The sequence below is a fragment of the Paenibacillus baimaensis genome (assembly GCF_025567575.1).
On the sequence record NZ_JAOQIO010000001.1, the window covers coordinates 113833 to 138944 of the forward strand.

Here is a 25112-nt window from a genome sequence, read left to right on the forward strand (position 1 = left end):
TGTACCTCAAGTTTGTATGCGCGGATAAAAGCAGCACTTCCAACATAACCTACTAACACCAATTTGAGCGGACGTACACAGCCATCATGTCCGGATATGGAGGAAAACATCATGAAAGCAATCGGGATACGTGGGTTCCTTAAAGTATTCATATGCGGAAGCATTCTGCTAGGGACGTCTTTTCCGATATATGCAGCAGCAAATCCACCCTCTCAGCCTGCCGCAGAGCCCAAGAGCCTTAGCGCTGTATTCGCCGAAAGAAAAGATTTATTCGATAAAATCAGTACAGTAACCGGAATACCCTGGTACATATTCGCAGGTATAGACCAATATGAGCGTACCATTCAACTCACACGTAAACGCCCGAATAGCGACGGACTGATCGCTCTCACCTTTACAGAGCTGCAGTGGTGCGGCATGATGAATCCTGATCACTCGGATACCAATGAATCCAGTATTGCTTTGTTTGACGGAATCGGCAAGGATGGCTCTGGTGATGGAAAAGCAGACCGCTTGAACGAGCTGGACAGGCTGTATGCCATAGCCAACTATTTGTTAAAGCAAGGCTCTGGCGACGAGGACCTGCGAATTGGATTGTGGGAGTATTATCAAAATACACGTAGTGTGGAGCGCATCGAGCAGTTTGCAAGGCTGTATGCAGAATTCGAAACGCTTGATTTGCACGAACACACCTTTGTCATGCCGCTGAACGCCGACTATTCATACCGCAGTACTTGGGGAGCCAGCCGTGGCTGGGGCGGTTATCGTATCCATGAAGGTACCGACCTATTTGCGGGCTATGGAGTTCCTGTGCGCAGTGCTGCTTATGGCATTATCGAGGTTATGGGCTGGAATGTATACGGGGGCTGGAGAGTTGGCATCCGCGATTTAAATAATGTGTATCATTACTATGCGCATTTATCAGGCTTCAACAAAGAGGTCAAGGAAGGAGATATCGTCAAGGCTGGTCAGATTATAGGTTGGGTAGGCAGCTCAGGGTATGGCAAGCAGGGTACATCCGGTAAATTTCCTTCACATTTACATTATGGACTTTACCGCGATAACGGCTTGACGGATTGGTCATTCGATCCCTACCCCCATCTGCGTAAATGGGAGCGCGAGGAACGAATTCGTAAAAAGAAATGAGCACATGTAATTCATCATGGCTTGACTACGCTGCCAGCTTCCCCTGCCTCATGAGGAGCGGTTTCCTTGGAAGGGACCAATGGCAGCTTGGGAAGCGATAAGCCCGAGGGCAGTGCCGGAGCCTGAGAGCTGTTCACCTGGTTCCCTTTGCCGTCAAAATAATAAGTCGGTACATCACCCACTACAAGTGCATACGAAATCGGTACCTCAGTTTCCACCACTTCCGGTACGGTGTCCATCGGGATAATAATGGTCACCTCGGCGATAATGCGAAGGTACACCTCTACGAGCAGCATGTTAATGCCTGCATTCTGATAGCGTGTGCTTAAATCGACCTTAACAGCACCCGCAGGCACAAACTTTATAGGAATATTGGGGCCGAACGAAGCAAGAATCGGACTGTTTAGTGCTTGCCCTAAAGGGATATGCTCTGGAAAAGCCTGCAGATTGGTAAGCTGACTCTGGACGGTTTTGATCGTATCGGCAGTTATTTTCATATGCTCGGAATAGTTCAGCATAAACCCAGTAATTTTACCGTTATTGTCTGTCCGCCAATCAATCAGCTTTTCAAAATTGGTGCTCTGTGCAATCCTGTCGGAAATGGCTGAATTGATGGATTGCGTAGCGATCTGTTTCACCCGAATTTTGGCCAGACTGGCCAGCGGAGGCTTTAAGTTCTTTTCAATATAAATAAACATTTGCAAGGTAAATAGCAGCACAATGAGAGCAATGATGATCAGGTTGCGTTTTAATTTTTTGGTGCCAACGGGTTTGCTTCTCCATCTTCGCTTCAGCACCAGCATGGCAGGGACCTCCTAAAAGTTTTGTACAGCAAAACTGGCTTTATAAGGCTCGCTCTAATTAGCATGTACTTCCCTAAAGCCTATGCCGCTGCCAACTGAAAAAGAAGAAAAGGATTTGTTCCCGATGACATCGCTAACACTGTGAGTATGCTGGATGTTGTTGACTTCATTCAATCCAGGCCAAAAAGAGCCGCTATGGTTACACGGCTCTTGTTCTACTCTTATTTACAATTTACAGCCTAACCCCGCTGCTTAAGCACAAAATCACGGGCATCGCTCGTGTAGGGCTCCTGGGCATTTTCCAAAGTTACATAGGATAGCGGCTTATATTGGTTCAGCAGCTCGATGAACATCGGATAGTTTAATATACCTTGTCCCGAGGAAACGGTTTGCAGCTTGCCGTCGGCATCCAGCTTGATATCCTTCGAATGTGCGCTGACCACACGATGACCCAACAGGCGGAACGCTTCCTGCATAATTTCATGCTGACGCTCATAGTTATCCTGGGTCATTAGATTACACGGATCCATCACCACGCCGATATTGGAAGAAGGTACCTCATCAATCAACTGTGCCAGATCTCCCGCTGTACCTACGATATGACTTGAAGCGACCTCCATTCCGACCATGATACCGAATTTTTCCGCTTCCTCAGCCATTTCCTCAACCGCTGAACGCAAACGCCGCCAATTCCGATCCTGATCTTGAACTACAGGTACACCCGTTTCAGTAGCAACAATCGAGGCACCAAACTGGCGTGCATAACGCAGATGCTCCTTGAAGCGGTCTACGTTATGCCGCCACTTCGTATCGTCAAGTTCAATCAAGTCCATATAACAACCCAATACAGGTATGCCTACACCCTGTTTATCAAAGGCTTCTCCTATTGCATTGGCCAAACCGGGGCTAAGCTTGCCCAAGCTGCAGTCGACATCTGTGATGGCCTTGGACAGCGCCAGCTGCACATAGTTAAAGCGATAAGATGCGACCTTGGCTGCGAGCTGCGCGAAGGGTTGAGGACCTACATTATGAGCCAATATTCCAACTGACATTTCTATACACTCCATTTCCATACATTCTGGTTCACATGATACCAGTTTTTCGGACAGCTATAAAGCGCAAACAATCCCTTGATGGCACAAGAGATTGTTTACATACGCCCTTTCAGTGTGCAGCCTTTCAAAATCGTTATTTTTTCTTGTTCGTTTTCTCGTAATCGGCTTTGTACTCCTCAATAATTTTGGAGCCACCGGCCTTCTTCCACTTTTCAATCTCGGCCTGCCAGCCTGCATCGTCAAGCTTGCCCATAATGTATTTGGTTTGTGCATCCCAAATCATCTGCTCCAGCTCTTTCCCGCGCTCCGTATAAGTCTCTGAATTCAGCGTAAGCGCCGGATTGGCGATCGAATACTTCGTATTGTCCTTCGCAACCGCAATCCCCTTCTCACCGATCGGGATGTCCTTCAGCGGTAAGCTGTTATAACCCTCGATGTAGGGAAGATTATCTCGAAAAGGCTTGACTTCCCTCTGGTAAGCAGTCAGATCGGTAAACTCCGCCTGGTTATCGGCTGTTTTCACATAATGCTTGCCTTCGATACCGCGCTGCAGAACCGTAGTGGCTTCAGGGTTCATGACGTTATCCAGAAACGTTAACAGCTTCCTGACTTCGGCTTCGGTTTTTACTGTTGATTTGGGAATGACGTAGATGCCCGAATTACCCGTTTGTCCTGCAACACGAATTCCCTTTGGACCATTCAAAGGCTCTACATCAACGATTCCTTTGGGATCTACCTTAGATAAACGATCCTGCTGGCTTTTGGCAGTTTGAGCAACCGCTATTTTGATACCAGCCCGACCGGAGTCAAACAGCTTTTCGGCTTCAGTTGCATCAAAAACGGCAAAGTCCTGATTGATCAGCTTTTCCTCGTATAGTCGTTTGAACAGCTTTAACACATCATTATATTCCTTGGAGGTGAACTCCGGCTCAAAGCTGCCATTCACTAACGACCATTTATTAGATCCGCCCAATCCTACGGCAAATCGAGTCAACAGCGAGGCCTGGCCTTCATTATATTTTTTGAACAGCACCATCCCATACGTGTCGTTCTTCCCATTTTTATCGGGGTCATTCAATGTCATCGCTTTGATCACCTGGTACCAGTCATCCGTGGTTTTGGGTAGCTTGAGCCCGAGACCATCCAGCCAATCCTTCCGGTACACTATCGCCGCACGTGCGATTTCCGAGAAAATAGGAACCCCGTACATTTTTCCATCGACCCTAATGTTATCGAAAAACTGCTCGCTCTGCGCTGACAAATTTTTATAATCCTTCAGATACGGACCTACTTCCCAAAACAGTCCCGACTGCATGAAACTGATGGTGCTGGGTGTATACTGTATTTTGAGGAGCTGCGGCATTTCGTTGGATGCAATCATCACGTTTACCTTATCATCGTATGCGGCGTTCGGAATCCACTGAATATTCAACTTGGTATTCGTGTATTTCTCGATCAATTGCTCCACTTCGCTGTCTTTGTTCGGAATATCACCAACCTGGGCAAGTGCAATATTGATCGTCATTGGTGTTTGACTTTCTTTCCCGCCTCCAGGTTGTTTACTAACTGAAGCACCACCACCGCCACAAGCCGTTAGCGAGGTCGTTACTACGAGCGCGCCTGCCAGCAGCTTCAATCCGGAATTTATTTTCGACTTTGGCTGTTTGTCTCGCTTTTCGCTTGGCTTCATCATCTTCTCCTTTACGATTAACTTTATCCTTTAACCGATCCGAGCATGACTCCCTTGGCAAAATGCTTTTGCAAAAACGGATAAACGGCCAGTATAGGCAAAGTGGCAAATACGATGACTGCCATCCGAATCGTTAACGGTTGAATTTCAGTTTCATCGAAGCCTGTATCCCCAATCCGGCTTTGTGCCAAAATAACGATCTCGCGCAGCAGCACCTGCACCGGCCATTTGTTGTTATCATTAATGTACATGATCGCACTGAAAAATTGATTCCAATGCGTAACCGCATAGAACATACCGAACGTAGCCATCGCAGGCATCGATAAAGGCAGCACAATCCTGAACAAAACGCCAACATCGCTGCACCCGTCGATTCGGGCAGAATCCTCAAGCCCATCGGGGATTTGCTGGAAAAAGTTTTTCAGCACGATCAGATTAAATGCGCTAATCGCATTAGGAATCATCAATGACCATAAGGAATTCGTTAAACCCATCGCCTTAACTACAAAATACGTAGGAATCAAACCGCCGCTGAACAGCATCGTAAACAAAACTGCCATCAAAATAATTTGACGACCACGAAGCGTCTGCCGTGCCAATGGATAAGCCATTAAGGAGGTCAGCAGGAGGTTGATGAAGGTTCCTACGACTGTAATGTAAACGGATACAAGTAAACTCCGAACTAAAGTATCTGTAGAGAAAATATACTTGTAGGCAGACAGCGAAAATTCCTTGGGAAACAGGATAAAGCCGCCTTTGGCTACCTCATGAGGACTTGTAAACGACACAGCTAAAATGTAAATAAAAGGAAGTATGGTTGCGAGGCTGATCAGTGCGAGAAGCACGTAATTCACGCCGTCGAAAATTTTATTACCTACTGTACGATCATGATTCATCGGGTTGTTCCTCCTTCAAGTTTTCGTAGAAAACTTTCTTCGTAAGCATCTGCCTTGTTTGCAGAGCAAACTTTCTTCGTAAGCATCATCTGTATTTTCGTAGAAAACTTTCTTCGTAAGCATCTGCCTTGTTCAGTTAGTATACGCCTTCTTCACCGAATTTCTTGGCCATCCAGTTAGCTCCCATGACCAACACCAGACCAATCGCCGATTTGAATAATCCGACTGCGGCACTGTAGCTGAACTGTGATTGTGTTAAGCCCTTCACATATACGTAGGTGTCAAATACTTCCCCTACCTCGCGATTCGTTGATGTCAGCATAAGGAAAATGTGCTCAAATCCGGAATCCATAAAAGAACCGAGGCGTAATATAAGCAGGATAACAATCGTTCCCCGGATGGCAGGCAGTGTAATGTGCCACACTTGTCTCCAGCGATTCGCTCCATCCATCCGTGCAGCTTCATACAATTGAAGATCGACTCCAGACAGCGCAGCTAAGAAAATAATCGTTCCCCAGCCTACCTCTTTCCATATCGATTGCGTTACAATCATCGTCCTAAACCATTCGGGCTCGAGCAAAAATGCGATTTTAACACCGGTTACAAGAAACAGCAATTCATTAATGATACCGCCCTCTGTTGTAAGCAGCATATAAAATACACCAACTACAACGACCCATGAGACAAAATGCGGCACATAGATCAAAGTCTGCACCCATCTTTTGAAGCGTTCTCTTCTGACTTCATTCATCATTAACGATAACACAATCGGCAGCGGGAAAAAGAAGGCCAGGTTATACACTGCCAGCAGTGCCGTATTCCGAAACAACTCCCAAAACTGTGGTTCACTGAAAAAGCGTTCAAAATGCTTCATGCCGACCCAACTGCTATTTAACATACCGAGATGAGGCTTATAATCCTGAAAAGCAATAATGACTCCATACATCGGTACATACCTAAAAATAATAAAATAAATCACTCCTGGCAGCAGCATAAAGTACATCCATTTGTCCCTGATTAAATCCTTCAAGAGAGGACTACGCCTGATCGATCTAGTCCTGCTTCTAATTGCATCTGCTTCAATCTGTGAATTCATAAGTTGTCCTCCTGACCATTATTGTTCAGCTTGCTTGTTGATCTCATTATGTTTCGATTTGCCGTAACATGCTATAGTTTGAATTTAACTTATTGTCTGAAACCAATGTTTAGCCCTCTAAATGTACGATTCTGCATACCAATATCCCAATTTTAGATTTATTCAACTAGATATTACCTGTAATTATCTAAATTAAAAGCAGCTGGCTGTTATACAAGCTGCTTTTTGCTTTTCTTACTTTTTACTCGATTTAGCAAACGATTCTTCATATTCCTTGATCACTTTATCCCCGCCGCTTTTTTTCCATTTTTCAATTTCTGCTTGGAAGCCTGCGTCATCAATTTTGCCCACAATATATTTGGTTTCTGCATCTCTGATCAACAGATCAAGTTCATTACCACGCTCTGAGTACGTAGCTGAAGATAAAGTTAATGCAGGATTTGGAACCGCATATTTGATATCTTCACGTGCCAGCTTGGTACCTTTTTCTGCAATGGGAATATCCTTCAGATCGGCGACATTGTAGCCTTCAATATTCAGTAAAGCATCGCGATAAGGCTTAACTTCCCTTTGAAATGAACTAAAATCCTTATATTCCGTTTTATTTCCATCAATTTTGGTATAGTGCTTTCCTTCTATCCCTCGCATTTGAAGCGTGGACATCGACTCGTCCATCAATTTATCCATGAAGGTCAAAACCTTTTTGAGTTCAGCCTCTGTTTTTACGGATGATTTGGGAATCGCGAGAAAACCAAAATTTCCTGGCTCTCCTGCAATTCGAATACCGCTTGGACCTTTGAAGGGCTCGACATCCCATACAGCGGAAGGATTGGTTTTGGACATGGCAACCTGATACCCCTGTCCGTTCTGGGCAGAAACATTCAGTCGGATGCCGACACGTCCGTCGTACATCATTTTATCCGCTTCAGTTACATCAAAGGCAGGGAAATCCTGGTTAATGAGCTTTTCATCGTATAGTTTTCTGAATAATTTTAAAGTATCCAAATAAGGCTGTGTCATAAATTCAGGTGTAAATTTCCCTTTATCTTCACCCCATCTATTGACACCGCCGACACTGACTGCAAGTCTGGTGATAACCGGCTGTGTCCCGGAATTATAGCTCTTGAATAAGACCGTACCATAGGTATCATTTTTTCCGTTTTTATCTGGATCACCCAATGTGAACGTTTTCATAACGTTGTACCAATCATCCAGTGTGACCGGAAGCTTCAAACCTGTTGTGTCAAACCAATCCTTACGAAAAACGATAGCAGCACGTCCAATGTCACGATAATTGGGAATTCCATAAATTTTGTTCTCGACCTTGATATTGTCGTAATATTGCTGATTCTGGGCGGCTAAATTTTTGTAATCCTTAATATAAGGACCAAGCTCCCAAAAAACCCCATCTTTTGCTGCGTTAATAATGCTTGGAACGTAATTTACCTTGATGATCTTGGGCAATTCATTGGAGGCGATCATGATGTTCACCTTATCATCAAAAGCAGCCTGCGGAATCCACTGTATGGATAATTTGGTATTTGTATATTTCTCGATAGCTGTCTCGACTTCATTTCCTTTGGTCGGGATATCCCCGACCTGACGAAGCCCTATCGTCAACTCATAGGGCTTGCTATCCTTATCTTCAACTGCAAGTGTGTTTGCTTTCTCCGTATTACTGCATCCTGCTGCTACACTTGCAGCTAATAAGACCGTACACGTACCGGCCACCCAACGTTTGCTTATCATTTGTATTCATCCTCTGCTGTCGAATTATCGTCAAAAAATCCGTCTATTACGATTTGGTTTGTGCGGTACGGTCCTGCAGTTGATGGACGGATATGGTGCCCCAGCTCAGATCGGGAACCCGGTACTTCTCAATTAAGTCCCAGTCCAGCTCCATCCCGAGTCCCGGCACATCACGACCGGGAACCAACAAGTAACCGTTCTCATACTTCACCGGTTTTTTGACAATATCACCGATGTATAATTCAGGCCCGGTAGGATCCGAGGTATAATTCAGATTGATTAAAGAGCTGCCCAGATGCGCCATCGCTGCGGTTCCAATCGATAGTTCCTGAGTCGTACCCATCAGGCAGCCTTTGCCTGCAACCTCTGCTGCGGCCGCTGCTTTTCTGGCGCTCGTCAATCCACCAATAAAAATAGGTGAAATGTTGAAAATATCTACGGAATCGTGACGAATCATTTCGTATTGCTGGCGGAAGCTCCACACATGCTCACTGACCAAATGCTCGCATTTCATCCGGAAATGATGCAGTCCGTCGAAATCATTTTGAACGGCAGGACTTTCGACCATTTGAAAATCATATTGGGATAGGCGCTTAACCGCCCGCAATGCCATCTTCCAATCCAGCAAATGGCTGAAGTCGAGCGACTTTATCGTCACCTTGGAGCCGAATTCACTTTTCACACCATCGAGGAAAGCTTCATCTGCATCGAGATTTTTACCGACATACAGGCGGTACGTATCAAACCCCTGGGCAAAGCGCTTCCTGACGACCTCAAGATTTTCCTCAACCTCTTCCATGAAGCGATGTCTAAAGATCGGAAAGCAAACCTTGATTTTATCCTGAATGCGGCCTCCGATGAAATCAGCAACGGAAATATTTAAAGCCTTCGCGCACAGATCATGCAGAGCCGCGTCAACGCCGTTACGGATAAAATTACCTTTTTCATAATAAAACATCGCTTCGGGGAAATTAGCTGTCAATTCTTTATTGATTAACGAGATATCAAATGGATTTTTGCCTAGTACAATATCTTTCAGGGAGTGTGTCAAATCATCAACATTCAGCGAATAGTGGGGGAGATGCGAGAAATCCGACATCTCACCGATTCCAGTCACACCCTCGTCGGTCATTAGCTCAACAATCACATGCTTGCTCACAAATCCTGTAGTTCTTGGAATGCCGACTACCGTTAAACGAATATCTGAAATTTTCATCTTGTTAGCTCCTTTATGAACAATTTTAGTATGATTTTAATTTCCATAATTTCAAAATTTCTGTAACTCTGCTTTTTTCACTGTCCTGCAGCAGAGCAATCGGAGGGCGAACTGCACTATTGGATATGAGACCCAGCTGGTACATCGCTTCCTTCACAACACTGACATTATTGCCATTTTTATTCGTTTCACGCAGCTCTTCAAATGGTAATATATCCGTCCACACGTCCATCGCCTGCTTATAGTTACCTGCCTGAAGCGCTTCCAGCATGGCAAAAGAACGCTCAGTATCGACATTGACCATACCTGAGGTGAATCCTTCAGCTCCAGCCGCATAAAAGGAAGGTGCCCACATTTCAGCCGTCCCGCAGATCCAGACAATATCCTTCTTCACCGCCTCCACGGCTTTTCTAAAGGATGGGGGATTGTTCACAGCATATTTGACCGCAATCACATTCGGCAGCTCAGCAACCTCTGCCAATACCTCCGAGGTAATCTGCTCACTGCGTACATACAAGATCATCGGCAGCTTGGTCGATGCAGCAATTTGTTTGTAGTAGGCGATCAAGCCCGCAGACAGCAAGTACGGATGCACAGGCTGATGAACCATAATACCGTCTGCCCCTGCCTGCTCCGCGTGCGCTGCCAATTCGCTGGCTGTTTTCGCATCGTATCCAACGCCTGCAATCACAAGGCTGCGTTTGGCTATTGCCTCGGTAACGAAGGTTGTAACCTCCTTGGCTTCTTGCAGCGTTAACGCATAAAATTCACCGGTATTGCCGCATGGGTAGATCGCCTGAATACCGCGATCCAGCAAAAAGTTCACATTTCGCTTCAAGGATTCCCAATCGATCTCCAACTGATTATCAAACGGAGTTACATTAATTGCGTTAATACCTTTGAGCCTGGACTGTATCGAGGTTGTCATGGCCACTTTCGCCTTCTTTCTAGTAGTTATAGATGATTTGAATTATTCAGCAGGTTGAGCATTTCCCTTAATAAATACAATCGTACGCCGGATGTGGGAAATCATCGCGTGCTCCGCCCCATCTGCGTTTCTTGCGCAAATTTGCCTGTAAATCTGCACATGCTCCTGAAAGCCTCTCTCCAGCTCTTCTTCATGAGACAATGCCTTCCTGCGGAAAGATCTGTCGAACGAATGAATCGCTTCAATTTGTTGAAAAATATAGTTGTTCTTCGCACACGTGCGAATCAGTTTGTGAAAATCCGCATTGAGTATCAGCAACTTCTCAGCGTCTTTACTTTCCGTGAACTGCTTCATTTGATCGACAACAGCTCCAAGCTGGCTGATTTCATCATCCGATATTTTCAAAGCTGCCAACCTTGCTGCCACGCCCTCCAGTGCGGACCGGGCCCAGTTAATTTCCTCAACGGAATTCATGATGTCACTGGAAACAAAGGTCCCCCGTCTTGCGCTGGTTGTCACAAGCCCCTCCTGCTCCAGACGGCGAAGCGCCTCCTTCAGCGGTGTTGTACTGATTCCATACAGCTTGGCGAGCTCCCGCTCCTTCAGATGATGCCCCGGCTTGTACTGCTCGGATATGATAGCATCTTTCAATCTTTCATAAACAACGTCACGAATCGACTTTGTTTGTATTGCGTTTTCTTCTGCCATCTGGTCCGAATCCATAGTTGTTAGCCTCCTTCTATGCTACAAGCCGCAGTTGCTATGCTTTTACAAATACGGTTTTGATTGATGTATAAAACTCAATGGCCGCTTGACCCTGCTCTCGCGAATGCGAGCTGGACTGCTTCATGCCGCCGAACGGTGCCTGCAGCTCAACGCCTGCACTTTCTGCATTGATTCTGACAAGACCAGCATCCATCTCGCTGATGAATGAGAGCATGTGGCCAATATTTTGTGTGAAAATCGAGGCGCTAAGCCCGAATTCGACATCATTGGCTGCCTCAATCGCTTCCTCCAGCGACTCCACCTTGATCAAGGCCAGCACCGGTCCGAATATTTCTTCCTGGGCAATAGTCATTTTGGATGTAACCTGAGCAAAGATGGTCGGCTCAACGTAGTAGCCATTGTCCAGGCCTTTAGGCTTGCCACCTCCATACAGCAGTATAGCGCCTTCCTCCACGCCTTGACGGATATAGGAAAGTACATTGTTGTACTGATTCTCGCTTGCACACGGCCCCATCCAGGTTTGCGGACTCATACCGTCACCCATCTGCAGCTGCTTGACTCTTTCCAATAGCTTCGTTACAAACGGTTCATAAATCTCGTTCTGCACGATGACACGACTGGTTGCCGTACATTTCTGCCCTGTAGAACGAAGTCCTCCACTGATCGTTGCCTCCACAGCCAAATCCAGGTCTGCATCCGCGGCTACGATCACGGGGTTTTTGCCGCCCATTTCCAGTTGATACTTGGCGCCGCGGGCGATTGCCCCCACCGCAATTCCTTTGCCAACCGTATTGGAGCCTGTGAAGGTGATTCCATTAACTTCCGGGTGCTCAGTAAGCGCCGGACCGATTATTGAGCCTTTACCTGTCACCATATTGACGACACCGCTCGGGAACCCGGCTTCATGAAAGCATTGAATAACTTTGGCTGCCGTAAGGGCAGTTTCACTTGCAGGCTTCAGCACGACCGTATTTCCGTAGACCAGAGCAGGCGCCATCTTCCAAATCGGAATCGCTACCGGGAAATTCCATGGTGTAACGACAGCAACGACACCCAAAGGAACACGAGTGGTAAACATCATCGCCTCACTGTCCGTTGATGGAATGACATCCCCCACCTTACGCATCCCTTCACCGGCATAATAGCGCAGAATAGCCACACCCCGGGCTGTTTCGCCCTTGGCTTCGGCAAAGGTCTTGCCCATTTCCCGAGTCATCGTTTCAGCAATCTCGTTGATATGCTGTTCTACGATATTCGCTGCTTTATATAAAAAGTCGCCCCTAGCCGATCCTGCCAGCTTTCTCCAGACTATACGCGCATTCTTGGCTGCCTGAACGGCCAAATCGACATCTGCCTGATCAGAGCTTTGCAAATAGCCTACGACCTCGCCCTTATTTGCAGGATTCAGGCTGGCATCCAACTTTCCGGTAAGGGCTGGCTGCCACTGACCTCCAATGTAATTCAAAGCTGTAAACGCCGTTGTATCGCTCATCGTTACACACACATCCTCACTTGGTTTTCATATTTGATATCTGATATATCAGATATTAAATGAAGAAGGCAGCTTCGTCAATCCTTTTCTCCTCTGCTGCATCTTCTATTCGTACAACATTTGTCCATCTCTGCACAATCAGCCCCCGCTTCTACCGCAATGGGCAGACAGCGAAGGCTGATTCGTTCCTTTATCTTTTTGCGTAGCGGTCATAGGAGGCTTGCTGGATTTTCACAACGGCGTCAATACCCATCTTGTCGATCTGCTTCACATAATCGTCAAACTTGCTGATCGGCTCTGAGCCAATAATGAATTTGTTCAGCATCTCATCTTTATAAGTGGTTATTTCCGTGAACTTGGAGTTGAGCACGTCACGCTCCTGCTGCTTGAAGGAAAGGGCAACCGGGTACTTCGGTTTAATAAAAGGTGTGATGGAGTCACGGATTTGCGCCAGCTTTGGCGTTACCATGGCATTCTCGTAGCGGATATCCCACTGATAGGCAAACTCGCGGTGTCCCAGTTCATACATCTTAATCAACGGTGAGTTGTTTTTATCCTTCATCACCAGATCCGTATACTTGGGTTCATTATTGTCCATCGTGTACGTTTCACCTAGTTTACCGAAGTTCATGGCCAATTGGCCCTCTGGACTGTAGAACCAATCCTGTACTTTGGCAATTTCAGCTTTGAATTTCGATTTGGAGCTGATGCCAAAGCCGTTCTTGATCAGATTTTGCTGGCTTTTGGTATAAGGAGCGATGCCTGTAGGCCCCTGTAGAGGCGTCAAACCGGTTAAATTGACCTTCGGATTTGCCTTGCCAACCAGCTTCTCCAGCGCTTCGATCCGTGGAAAGGAATCAAAGGTGGCACCCGACACTTCATTGGTAAATCTCGACTCCCAGATTTTCTGATCATTCGTTATATATTCCTTGTCGATCAGACCTTCCTTGTAGAGCATCGCCGTGTACTCAAGCGCAGCCTTTAATCTGGGATCGGTGTACGTGTATTTGACCTGACCGTTATCCACATAAAAATCCTCTTCAAATGATACACCAAAAGGCTCGATGAAAGGCAGCAGTCCCTTGATCTTGCTTCTTGTCGTGAAAGGAATTTCATCGTTCTTGCCGTTGCCATTCGGATCCTTTTCCTTGAATGCCTTCAGTACCTGATACATTTCCTCGGTTGTTTTCGGTGCTTTCAAACCAAGATTATCGAGCCAGTCCTGACGGAATATCTGTAGGTTGATCGTTTTGACAGCAGAGATTTGCGGAAAAAAGTAAATGTTGCCGTCATCGGATTTGATATCCTTCAAAACTGCCGGGTTTTGCTCAATCAGCTTCTTGAAATTAGGCATGTTCTGGTCGATCAGCTTGTTCAATGGTTCAAATACGCCGTTCTCTCCGCCTTTGTTCAACAAATCCGGCGGTGCCTCCATCAGGTCAGGCAGTGTTCCGCCAGCTAGCGTAAGATTAAACTTTTCGATATAGTCATTGGCATCGGCAGGAGCCTTCAGCCATTTGAAATTGACGTTGGTTTTCTCCGAAATCGGCTTCATCCACAGCAGCTCATTGGATTCGACTGATTCAGGTCTCGGCCTCATATACACACTGACCTCGATCTGTTTATCTAGAATCTTGCCATTCGCATTCGCGGCCTTCCCGGCTTCCCCTGCCTTGGCATCCGGAGTCACCACTGCTTTTTCCTGACCTCCACTCTGACAGCCTGCCAATGCAACCGATGCTAATAATACACCAGTCATTCCTTTCATCCATCTTGCTTTTTTCATGTTAACGCCTCCCTTTAGTATGAGTAATGATCAGCCTTTAATAGATCCCATCATGGAGCCTTGAACAAAATATTTTTGAATGAAAGGATACACCATCAGAATGGGTAATGTCGCTACTACCAAAGTTGAATACTTGATCGATTCGCTTAGCAGATTTTTATCGTCAAACACATCAACCAATACCTGGTCAGTCTGATTCTGAATCACGATGGCTCGAAGCAGGATTTGCACTGGAAACAGATTCTCGTCATTTAAATAAATCATCGCCGGGAAAAAGCTGTTCCATTCGTTGACCGCATAGAACAAACCGATCGTCACCAAGGACGGAAGCGCCAACGGCAAAATGATTTTGACCAATGTTTGCACCATCGAGCACCCGTCGATCTTGGCAGCATCCTCCAGCTCCAGAGGAATTTGCTCAAAAAAGGTTCGCTGAATAAATACATAAAAAGAGGTTACTGCCGCCGGAATCACGATGGCCCAGATCGAATCCCGCATCCCAAGCGCATTCACGACGAGAAAGGTCGGGATCAGGCCGCCACCGAACAGCATCGGAATCAGCACGATAGTAGTCATTAATTTACGACCGGGCAGATCCCGCTTGGACATCGGATAAGCCGCACAAACCGTTAATATCAGGCTTATCGCGGTTCCAAGCGCCGTATACAGGATCGTATTCAGGTAAGAGCGTCCCAGCATCGGGAACTCCAGCACTCTTCGGTAAGCCTCCAGCTGAAAGCCCATCGGGATGATCCCGATTCTTCCCTGCTGAATATACAACTGCTCGCTTAATGAGGCGGATACAACATACAGGAACGGATACAAGGTCATCACAACGACCAAACCGAGAATCAATGCATTGATACAACCGAACGCCAATCCTCCAAGCGTCATACGCCGGAAAGCCATACTTTTACCTCCTAAAAGTTTTCGTAAGAAAACTAACTTCGTAAGCATCTACCTCAAAGTTTTGCGCAGCAAAACTGACTTCGTAAGCATTAGCCAAGTTTTCGTTAGAAAACTGACTTCGTAAGCATTTGCGCTACCACAAGCTTGTTTCCGAATATTTTCGGGCCAATTTATTGGCAATAACAATCAGCACCAGCCCCATGATCGACTGAAATAGTCCAACAGCGGAAGCAAAGCTGTAGTTGGCATCCAATATCCCTCTGCGATACACATAGGTACCGATCACATCTGCAGTCAGGTACGTATTGGGGTTGTACAGGAGCACGATCAGCTCATAGCCGATCTCCAGCATATGTCCGATTTTCAGCAGGAACAAAATTATAATGGTAGGCGCGATACCCGGAAGGGTAATATTCCACGTTTGATGCCAGCGATTGGCGCCATCTACTCTAGCCGCCTCGTACAATTCCGTATTAATGCCCGTTAATGTGGCAAAGTACAGGATCGCTGACCAGCCGAGCGTTTTCCACAAATCCATAAAAGTATAGATTCCCCAGAAATAGTTCGGATCCAGCAGAAAGTTCGTTCGTTCCATGCCGAATTGCACCAGAATATTATTGACCAGTCCCACACTAGGTGACAGGAAGGTGACCGCCATACTGGCCACAATAACCGTTGAAACAAAATGAGGCAAGTAGCTGATCGTTTGCACCGTGCGTTTAATAAACGAATTGCGAACCTCGTTTAACAGCAATGCGAAAATAATCGGTGCAGGGAACACAAACACCAGATTCAACAGGTTGATCATCAACGTGTTGCGCAGCAATCTTCCAAAATAGACCGAATTGAAAAAATCGATAAAATGCTTGAGGCCCGCCCATTCACTCGCAAGTATTCCTTTGTAGATATTATAGTCCATCATCGAAATCACGACAGCCATAACGACGGGTACATATCTGAAAATCAGATAATAAATTAGTGGCGGCAGAAACATCAGATAGTAAGGCAAAACTTTTTTGAAGGTACTTCGTCTGCTTGATGTTTTTTTGTAGCCCGCATTTATCGATGGCGGGCCCGCAGTAACCACAGTTTGCTTAGCCAATGCAAGACACTCCTTTCAACGGTTTCATGTGCTTCGTTTGCCTACTCAATGTATCCCCTTACACGAATTTCGTATATCGCTAATTCTTTGGATGCATCTACTTTTTTCATGATGCATGCCAAAAAACCGCCAGGAATCAGCTCCTGGCGGTCATAGAAACGTGATAATTAAGTTCCGCTGCATGAATGAGGGATTCCTCTGGCTGCTATTGTTCCAAGTCTACTTGGAGTCTTCCTTCACATACATTTGCCTGAACTGCCCCGGTGTAACACCTTCATGCCGCTTGAATACCCGGATAAACGTATTGGAATTCGTGAAGCCTACCTGTTCAGAAATATCAACCACTGTATCCTGCGTTTGCCGCAGCCGTATTTTGGCCTGCTCGACACGCCGGGTATTGATATAATCGACAAAGTTCATTCCCGTGACCTCTTTAAAAATGCTGCTCAGATACGAAGGTGATAATCCGATATTCTCACCAAGGATCGTTAATGATAAATCCAGATGATAATTATTTTCCACATAATCCTTGATTTGATTGAACAGGGTATTGTCCTGCCCTTGCTTCTTGTTGTGAATCCAGTCGCTGATGCTCTGGAACATCCGTTCAATGTACTCCTTTTTGTCCTCCAGCCGTGGCTGCTGATTAACCTCCCTGTACAAATCAATGGAGTCACTGAAGATTTCGGCGGTTGTAGACTGGACCTCATAAATCGTTCGTATTGCGGTGCCTACCAGAGCCTGAAACAAATAGGTAATAATTTCAGGCGTAACATCTCCCTGTTTTAAATTCTCCCCCCATAATTTGTGCAAATGCTGCTGAAGGGCAAGACGGTTTCCCGTTTTCACGCAGTTGATAATATGCTTCTCGGCTTCAATCGAATAGCTGAAGGAGCTCTCAGGCATCTTGCCCACCTCATCAACAAAGATCACGCTGCCTTCTCCCTTGACTATCTTGTACTGCAAAGCAGATAACGCCTCTACGTAAGACAAGGGTACTTCCTCAACCGAGCTGTAAATATTGCCAATCCCCACCGTGAAGGTCCGGGAATGCTCCTGCTTAAAGTATGAAATCACCTTGCTGATAAAATCGTGAATAACCTCGGGCTTCGGGTTGGGATGGTCCAGATTTAATAATGAAATGATTTTATCATTGCGCTTGCGAATTGACCTCACGTTGATATGGGCATCCTCCAACTGTGCGATCCTACCATCTACAATCTCCAGAATATCGCGATTATGCAGGCCTATTTTATCCTCCAGAGAAAAATCCACCGTTTCAAATACGATCACCTGAAAGGAATCATAGCTGAAATCCAGTTGAATTTCCTTGGCAAGCTCCTGCACATTGGCCGATGACACTCTACCTTCTATAAGATCATAAAGAAATTTTTGGCGGAACGCCGGCAAATTCTTTTCAAAGGAGCCTCTCAGGCTTTCATTCTCATAATAGACATAGTTGATAATACGATCAATAAAGCCAAGCTCATCCTCCTTGGCAGTTCGGTTTTGATTGGATGGTGTACGGCCCAACACATTGATGTATCCAATTATTTTGCTGATGGGACTGTAAATCCGATTAATAAGAAAATAAGACATAATCAACCCGCCAATCAAACAAATGATCGCTGTTACAAATGTGAATTGACGAATCGCATTGGCTTTCTCGGTGATAAAGGCTGTTGGCACCACACTGATATAGGTCCAGTCATTCACCTTCGATGAAGTAAACAGAATCTGATAGGAGTGCCCCGCAATGGTCTGCTCCAAATAGCCCTCACGTGCTCCGATTCCTCTTACTTTCTCTGTAATGGCCCCTTTGACCGAACTTATCAGCCCGTCCTGGTCACTGCGGATTTTGCTATTGAAGACCACCTCTCCGTTGTTGTCCAAGGCATAGATGAATGCCGGATACGGATCACTTGCACCCTGCACCCTGTTGGCAAAATCATCGGTTTTGATATTCAGATACAAGCCTCCCATAGGCTTGATTTCACTTAGTGGAACCGTCCTCTCAAAGGTAATCACAGATGAGCTTACGCCATAGGTAGTCGCTTGAAATCTGCCGATCGGGTTAAGTCCATGATGGGTTGGACTAGGATGCTCCCAACCTGAGGACTTATCGGTTTTATAAATATCGTCATAGAAATAATTCAAATTGTATTTGGATTCCTGATTGATGACGATTGGATAGCGGTAAAACTGAATCCATATATCCGAGATCAGTGTGTTGGAGAGCTTGACGCTTTTTAAATATTTAATAATATCGAGAAACAATAGCTGGTCCTGATCCCAGGTGGTTTCCGACAAATAGAGCGCCCGCCGAATCTGCGATTGAAGTGAAACCTGATACGATAAATTATCCAGTGAAGTCAACGTTTCATCGATATTATCCCTGGCCTGCTCGACATATTTATAGTTGGATTTCACGACTTCCTCGACTAGCAGAGAGGAGGATTGGGTATACGAAACATAGCCAAATGCAAGAATAGCGATCAGAATAAACAAATTAAATACAAACAGCATTTTGACAAAGATGCTTTTTTGCTTAAATACCTTTAAGCCTTGCGGGACTAATTTCAAATTGCATCCCCCCCTATTTACTGAGCCTTATGAATGAATTCTATTCCAGGCTCTCTTCCAAGACGCTGCTTGCTTTCGCTGCATCCACACCTCGATAGCTAAAGCTTTTGAACAGTACCTTGCCTTCCGGCTGATACTTGACACCCATTGCATAGATGCCGACGCGGGGCGCGGTGTAGCACTTATATCTTGCATAGTTTTCAGGGTATAAAAAGGCAGCGGGTACCGAAAGATCAATCCCCTCATAATGAATGCCATCGATCGAATATGAAAAAGACAGCTGGCCGTTCGTGCTCTCAAGTCGGGTCTTTAGCCAAATATCCGCACCCACCGGAAGCTCCAGCCGGACCTGGTATAAGGTCGTACGGAAGCATTTCTCGGAACGGTCAATTTGCAAATACAGTCCCTCGTGCTCCTGCTTTTCATGCGAGCGGGAAACGTCAAACTTTTGCCCGGAGGTTTGGCCGATTCCATTGCGAATACTCGCCAGCAGCATGCCATCCATATCCCGGTACAGAAGAAGTCCCGCCTCTTCACCGAGGGTCTGTGGTGCAAAAGAGAGACACGCTTCTGCCTCGAATCCAAAATGCTCCCAACGACGTGTCAGCAGCAGTGTCGAGCCCGGTACATACAGGGGATACGCAGCACAATCCATTTCCAGTCCAGCAGCAGTGAGTCTAAATTTGTTCTCCAGCGGATGCCGTACCCACTCCCATACCGGTGACAGCTCTTTGCCCTCGAATCTGTCTACGGGGTCATCAGTGAATTCTTGGGAGATTGCAGCAGTCAATGCAGCCTTCTGGGACATCTCAATCCATTCCAATGGCGCACCCTCGTTACCAACCTCCAGCCAATCATCATCTGTCCAGCGTGCAGGCTCCAGAAATGTTTCGCGCCCCAGCGGTGTAGCACCATTCGGTGTTAATGGACGTCCACCAAGGTGGACCATCCACCAGTTACCATCGGGGTCCTCTACCAGCTTGCCATGACCGGCCTTTTGCAGCGGTTTGGTTGGGTCCTGCTGGGATAGAATCGGGTTGGACGGACTCGCCTCATAGGGCCCCCAGACCGACCGACTGCGAGCAAGCGTTTCCATATGTCCGAATGCGGTTCCGCCTTCCGCCAGCAGCAGGTAATACCATCCGCTTCGCTTCACGATATGCGGAGCCTCGGGGGTGCTTCCGCCTGTACCGGCCCAAACCTGCCTGGCCTCTCCAATCAACCTTGATCCATCCTGTGCCATCTCGTGCACCCAGCCTCCACCAAAAGCCAGATAACGTTTGCCATCATCGTCGTTAAAGATCGAGGGGTCGATGAAGTGATGGTTAAGCACCACACCGTCACTGTATGGGCCTTCCGGGCGGTCAGCCGTATATACGATATTGGTGCAGCGAGGCTGGCCGTGAAAATAGGGAATAACCACCCAATACTTCCCAGCGTAATACGAGATATCCGGTGCGAATGCGCCATGGGAGTCAGGTATATCCATGAAGTCAAGCTGGCTGCGGCGTGTAATCACATGGCCTATGGGCTTCCAATGCACCAGATCCCGCGAATGATGAATCAGGGTTGATGGGAAATACTGGAAAGTTGAAGTGACCATGTAGTAGTCGGAGCCGACTCGGATCACCGATGGATCAGGATGGTCTCCTGGAAGAACAGGATTAGAAAAACGCTGCTTATTGGTATTATTCATAGCTATCACCTTTCATTCATTAATGAACACGTGTACATAAAGCAATTAAATATTCGACCTTCGCGTATTAATTCCTTCCGCATCGAATTAATTTATTACCGAGCCACAGCGAAGAACCGGACTGCAGGTCAGTCCGGTTGTAACCCCTATATATGGAGCGGATAACTCGCCCCTCCATGGAGAGAACCTCACAAATCCTTGTTGTATTGATCCCGATACTGTCCCGGGGTCATATCTACAATCTTGCGGAAGGTACGAATAAATGCCGTCGTGTTCGTATAATTCAATCTCTCGGCTATTTCAGAAACCTTCCAGGATGTGTTTTCCAGCCAGGTTTTGGCTATGTTCATCCGGTACTCAGCCAGGTATTCACTGAAATTAACCTTCATTTCCTTTTTAAATACCCGACTCAAATATACAGGATGGAAATTCAAAATAGACGCACAAGCCTCCAACGAAATCTCCTGATCGTAGCGTTCATGAACCAGCTTGATCATCTGATTGGCAATATTCATGTATTGCGATTCGGCCTGCTGATTGGAGAAGCTGATAATTGGTTCAAACAACTCCGCCTTAAACCACTTAATAATCGACTCCAGTGTAGTCAGCTTAAGAAAATGCTCGATCGTCGCCTTTTTACCGAGCACATGTTTAACCGAGCCACCCTGCTCCTGCACCAAATGAAACACTTTGGCAATAAGCTGCATCATCAGTACGGGGTACTCATTGAAATGAATTCCTTTCTCGACAATCGCCGCGATATATTTATCAAAAATCATATCAACGGCGGACTGATCACCGGCCTTCAAAGCGTTGCCCAGTTGGTCCTCCATCAGCTTCAGCTGCGTATACACCGTGACCTCCATCATTTTCTTGCCGGCATCGATGTCCTCATAATGGATAATGATCTCTTGTCCCAAGCTCATTCGGCACTTCAATGCCTCCAGACATTCTCCATAAGCCAGCACCGATTGCGTCACCCGTTCAAAAGGCCGACTAATCCCGATACTGACGGGGAGCTGCAGAAATTCATGCACCTTGGCTTTAATCTGCTCTGCAATATCATAAAACTGTTGCTTCAGCTGTGCCTCATGCTCGTGAGAACTGAGCAGCAGCGTGACCTGCGATTGATCCAGCAAGATCGGACTGAATCGCTCCTCCCTGGAGATAATTTCGCCTACGATATTATTAATAGCGAACAGCAGAAGGTCCTTATCGTGCTCCCGATAACGCGTTTCCTGCAAGGAATCAATCTGCACCGCCAATACACCGAGCCGCTTCCAATGGGCAGGATACCCGAAAGTTTGCGAACGATAGGCGAAGTCACTGTCAGACAGCTGACCCGCAAACAGCTTCAACATAAAAAATTCCTTCAGTTGGCTGAATTGCCCGATAACCTGCTGCTGCAGCCTTCTCTCCGTGCTGAACAGGGTGCTGAATCTTTTCTCGATCGACACCAACTCATCTTTGTTATCCTGGTCTTCGACTTCGATCCCCTTCGTGAACTCAAACAGCCGCTTAATTGGTGAATACATCCTCCTGCTTCCATACAAAGCAAACAGAGCTACCAGCACAAAAATGATCGAGCACACGATAAACGTGATCCAGGCGATTTTCCGTGATTGCTGGGTAATTTCCTTGATCGAGACAGCAGATACATACAGCCAGCCATTATAAGGCGAGGACCGGAACGTAACACCAAGAGCCTCACCATTCACATCCGCATTAAAAAAACCGGACTCCTCCTGGGTCTGGATGATCCGCTCGGCTACCAAGGCATGAATTGCACGGTTGCTGTCAGACGTATTGCCTTCGGCCAGAAAGTCGTATCCGTCGCGATTCACCAGGAAAACTTCTCCCAGCTTGGCATTGGAGGATAGCAGCTCCTTGAGTTCACTGTTGGCAATTTCCACAATCAACAGTCCCTTGGGCTGTCCCTTCGTTGGAATAGGAATCTTATAGATCATCCTGATAACCTTGGAACTACTATTAGTTCCCTCGGAGGTTGCCTCTGTCAAGTTGGTCTGGGCTTCGTTGTTCACAAGATTGCCTGTCATCCAGAATAAGCTGTTAGGGTACTGGGCGTACGAAGCCATCCGCGCGTGGTCCGTAAATGTGCTGAATTGGCGAAAAATGGAGAAGCTGACTAGCCAATCCTTTTGCAAATTGACCAGATAAGCTTCACGTATGCCGGTAAACGTTTGCAAATTATATAGACCCTTGGATAAATCCCGAATTTCAGAAAAGTCGTCTACACTCAGGTCCTTGTTCATTGATTCCATAACTAGTGGAGAATTTAAATATTGCAGGGAAGTAAACTCCAGCGTTTTCAAAACCTGCTCTACGCGCATTTGTGTTTGCAAAAGCACCTGCATATTGCCTTCCTTGACTTTTTCCTCAATATCGCCTGAAGCAATATAGTAAGAAATCAGACCGATCGAGATGACAGGAATTGCTGCGAGTATGAAACTGAAGCCAAGCAGCCGCAGCAAAAATTTGGGCATCGGTCGATCTCCTCTCTAGTTCGTGGTAACCATAATTATATCATATACCATATAACATGTTTAAGAATGAGCCAAAAAACCTTACCAATGGCAAGGTTTTTTTAGCTCATTCCTTGTAACAGACAGTTTACTTAGGCTAACCTGTTATATGGTTCCTATGATCGATTACAGCATTATTTCTTGTTTTTGGCATAAGCCGCTTCATATTCCTTAATCAGGCTGTCACCACCCGCTTTACGCCATTTGGCAACCTCATCAGCCCAGCCTGCATCGTCAATTTTACCTACAATGTATTTGGTCTGTGCATCTGCAATTTGGGTGTCGAGTTCTTTGCCTCGATCTGAATAGGTTTGAGACGTTAACGTTAATGCCGGATTGGCAATCGCGTATTTAAGACCTTCTGGCTCCATTTTATACCCCTTCATAGCGAGTTCCGTATCCTTGAGTGGGGGTACGTTATAGGTTTCAAAGTTGATCAGATTATCTCGGTAAGGTTTTACCTCACGGTTAAAGAGCGTGAGATCAGTCCATTCGACATAGCCATCCGCAGCTTTCTTGTGATGAACGCCCTCAATACCACGTTTTTGCAGGAGAGACATATCCTTATCCAATAATTTATCCAGGAATGATAGGAGTTGTCTGACTTCGGTTTCATTTTTTACAGTTGCTTTAGGGAATGCAAGGAATCCATTGTTACCGGACTGACCAGAAACCCTCGGACCTGTCGGTCCTTCCCATGGCGTAATATCCATTTGGGCTGTGCTCACTACTTTGACAATCCGGTCCTGAATATTCGCTGCGTTGGTGGCCACGCCATTGATTTTGATAACGGCACGTCCAGATTCAAACTGCTTATCCATCTCGGTAGCATCCAAAGCCGGGAAGTCCTGGTTGATCAATTTTTCTGTATACAGCTTTCTGAACAGCTTCAACGTATCAACAAATTGCGGTGTGACAAATTCAGGTGTGAATTTCCCGCTGCTGTCTACACCCCACTTGTTGACCCCGCCTTGGCTTACAGCCATCCTGGTCAGGACTGAGTTTACACCATCATTATATTTTTTGTCCAGCATGATTCCATACGTATCATTTTTGCCATTTTTATCGGGATCGTCTAATGTTAGCGTTTTCACAACATTGTACCAATCATCCAATGTCTTTGGTAATTTTAAGCCCATAGCACCCATCAGATCTTTGCGGTAAATAACAGCCGGACGGCCAATCTCCCGATAATTGGGAATTCCGTAAAGCTTGCCATCCACCTTAATATTTTCGTAGTACTGCGGATTTTGGGCAGCCAGGTTTTTGTAGTCTTTCAGATAAGCTCCAATTTCCCAGAATTGATCGCCCTGGACGGTGCTGATAATAGTAGGAACATAATTGACCTTCATAATTTTGGGCATTTCATTGGACGCGATCATCACATTGATCTTCTCGTCGTATGTCGAGTTGGGTACCCACTGAATACTTAATTTGGTATTGGTATATTTCTCAATCGCTTGTTCAATGGTATTACCCTTGGCTGGAATGTCTCCAACCTGCGGCATCACGATCGATACTTCTACCGGTTTGGCATCTGCCACTTTTGTATCAGCAGGTTTAGCTCCTTCTGTTGTCTTACTGGCCGGTTGATCTCCTCCACAGCCAGCTAATACCCCCATCGCCATTGTAATTGTCCCGACTGCTGCAAACCATTGCCTAGGTGTCCTGTTCATTAAACCATTACCCCTTTTCC

18 protein-coding genes are annotated in these 25112 nt (G+C 46.2%); 1 reads left to right on the forward strand and 17 read right to left on the reverse strand.

The genetic code is table 11. The annotated features are described in order from the left end of the window. The first annotated feature begins 111 nt into the window (after positions 1-111). Entirely contained in the window at positions 112-1146 is a 1035-nt protein-coding gene (locus OB236_RS00540) for a M23 family metallopeptidase (protein ID WP_262682088.1), read from the forward strand. Positions 1147-1160: 14 nt separating this feature from the next. Here OB236_RS00540 and yunB read toward each other — a convergent pair whose 3' ends face one another. The 17 genes from yunB to OB236_RS00625 form a co-directional block, all read right to left on the reverse strand. Then, positions 1161-1949 carry a sporulation protein YunB gene (gene yunB / locus OB236_RS00545; protein WP_262682089.1) on the reverse strand — a complete coding sequence of 263 codons (789 nt, stop codon included), beginning with the start codon at positions 1947-1949 and terminating at the stop codon, positions 1161-1163. Between the two features lie 239 nt (positions 1950-2188). After that, positions 2189-3001: a sugar phosphate isomerase/epimerase family protein gene (locus tag OB236_RS00550; RefSeq protein WP_262682090.1), complete on the reverse strand. Its 813-nt coding sequence runs from the start codon at positions 2999-3001 to the stop codon at positions 2189-2191. Positions 3002-3137: 136 nt separating this feature from the next. Further along, a complete protein-coding gene (locus tag OB236_RS00555; RefSeq protein WP_262682091.1) occupies positions 3138-4694 on the reverse strand; it encodes an extracellular solute-binding protein in 1557 nt (518 codons plus the stop codon). Positions 4695-4717: 23 nt separating this feature from the next. Then, positions 4718-5590 carry a carbohydrate ABC transporter permease gene (locus tag OB236_RS00560; RefSeq protein WP_262682092.1) on the reverse strand — a complete coding sequence of 291 codons (873 nt, stop codon included), beginning with the start codon at positions 5588-5590 and terminating at the stop codon, positions 4718-4720. 136 nt (positions 5591-5726) lie between these two features. After that, positions 5727-6686, reverse strand: a complete 960-nt coding sequence (locus OB236_RS00565) for an ABC transporter permease (protein ID WP_076235574.1) — start codon at positions 6684-6686, stop codon at positions 5727-5729. A gap of 234 nt (positions 6687-6920) precedes the next feature. Further along, positions 6921-8435 carry an extracellular solute-binding protein gene (locus tag OB236_RS00570; RefSeq protein WP_262682093.1) on the reverse strand — a complete coding sequence of 505 codons (1515 nt, stop codon included), beginning with the start codon at positions 8433-8435 and terminating at the stop codon, positions 6921-6923. A 46-nt stretch (positions 8436-8481) separates the two neighbouring features. Next, the gene (locus tag OB236_RS00575) at positions 8482-9651 is read right to left on the reverse strand and encodes a mandelate racemase/muconate lactonizing enzyme family protein (protein WP_262682094.1); all 1170 of its coding nucleotides are present in this window, start codon (positions 9649-9651) and stop codon (positions 8482-8484) included. 25 nt (positions 9652-9676) lie between these two features. Continuing rightward, positions 9677-10579: a dihydrodipicolinate synthase family protein gene (locus OB236_RS00580; RefSeq protein WP_076235577.1), complete on the reverse strand. Its 903-nt coding sequence runs from the start codon at positions 10577-10579 to the stop codon at positions 9677-9679. A 42-nt stretch (positions 10580-10621) separates the two neighbouring features. After that, positions 10622-11302: a GntR family transcriptional regulator gene (locus OB236_RS00585; RefSeq protein ID WP_076235578.1), complete on the reverse strand. Its 681-nt coding sequence runs from the start codon at positions 11300-11302 to the stop codon at positions 10622-10624. A 37-nt stretch (positions 11303-11339) separates the two neighbouring features. Next, positions 11340-12797, reverse strand: coding sequence for an alpha-ketoglutaric semialdehyde dehydrogenase GucD (gucD, locus tag OB236_RS00590; protein WP_262682095.1), 1458 nt, complete (start codon positions 12795-12797; stop codon positions 11340-11342). A gap of 190 nt (positions 12798-12987) precedes the next feature. Then, entirely contained in the window at positions 12988-14583 is a 1596-nt protein-coding gene (locus OB236_RS00595) for a type 2 periplasmic-binding domain-containing protein (RefSeq protein ID WP_262682096.1), read from the reverse strand. Between the two features lie 30 nt (positions 14584-14613). Beyond that, complete coding sequence (locus tag OB236_RS00600; protein WP_262682097.1) at positions 14614-15492, reverse strand: carbohydrate ABC transporter permease; 879 nt, start codon at positions 15490-15492, stop codon at positions 14614-14616. Positions 15493-15625: 133 nt separating this feature from the next. After that, positions 15626-16486, reverse strand: coding sequence for an ABC transporter permease (locus OB236_RS00605; RefSeq protein WP_408638393.1), 861 nt, complete (start codon positions 16484-16486; stop codon positions 15626-15628). Between the two features lie 327 nt (positions 16487-16813). Further along, positions 16814-19177, reverse strand: a complete 2364-nt coding sequence (locus OB236_RS00610) for a helix-turn-helix domain-containing protein (RefSeq protein ID WP_262682099.1) — start codon at positions 19175-19177, stop codon at positions 16814-16816. Between the two features lie 40 nt (positions 19178-19217). Further along, the gene (locus tag OB236_RS00615; protein WP_262682100.1) at positions 19218-20873 is read right to left on the reverse strand and encodes a glycoside hydrolase family 43 protein; all 1656 of its coding nucleotides are present in this window, start codon (positions 20871-20873) and stop codon (positions 19218-19220) included. A 188-nt stretch (positions 20874-21061) separates the two neighbouring features. Further along, positions 21062-23377 (reverse strand): helix-turn-helix domain-containing protein, encoded by a 2316-nt coding sequence (locus OB236_RS00620; protein ID WP_262682102.1) that lies wholly within the window; start codon positions 23375-23377, stop codon positions 21062-21064. A gap of 173 nt (positions 23378-23550) precedes the next feature. Then, positions 23551-25092, reverse strand: a complete 1542-nt coding sequence (locus OB236_RS00625) for an extracellular solute-binding protein (protein WP_262682103.1) — start codon at positions 25090-25092, stop codon at positions 23551-23553. Between the last annotated feature and the right edge of the window lie 20 nt (positions 25093-25112).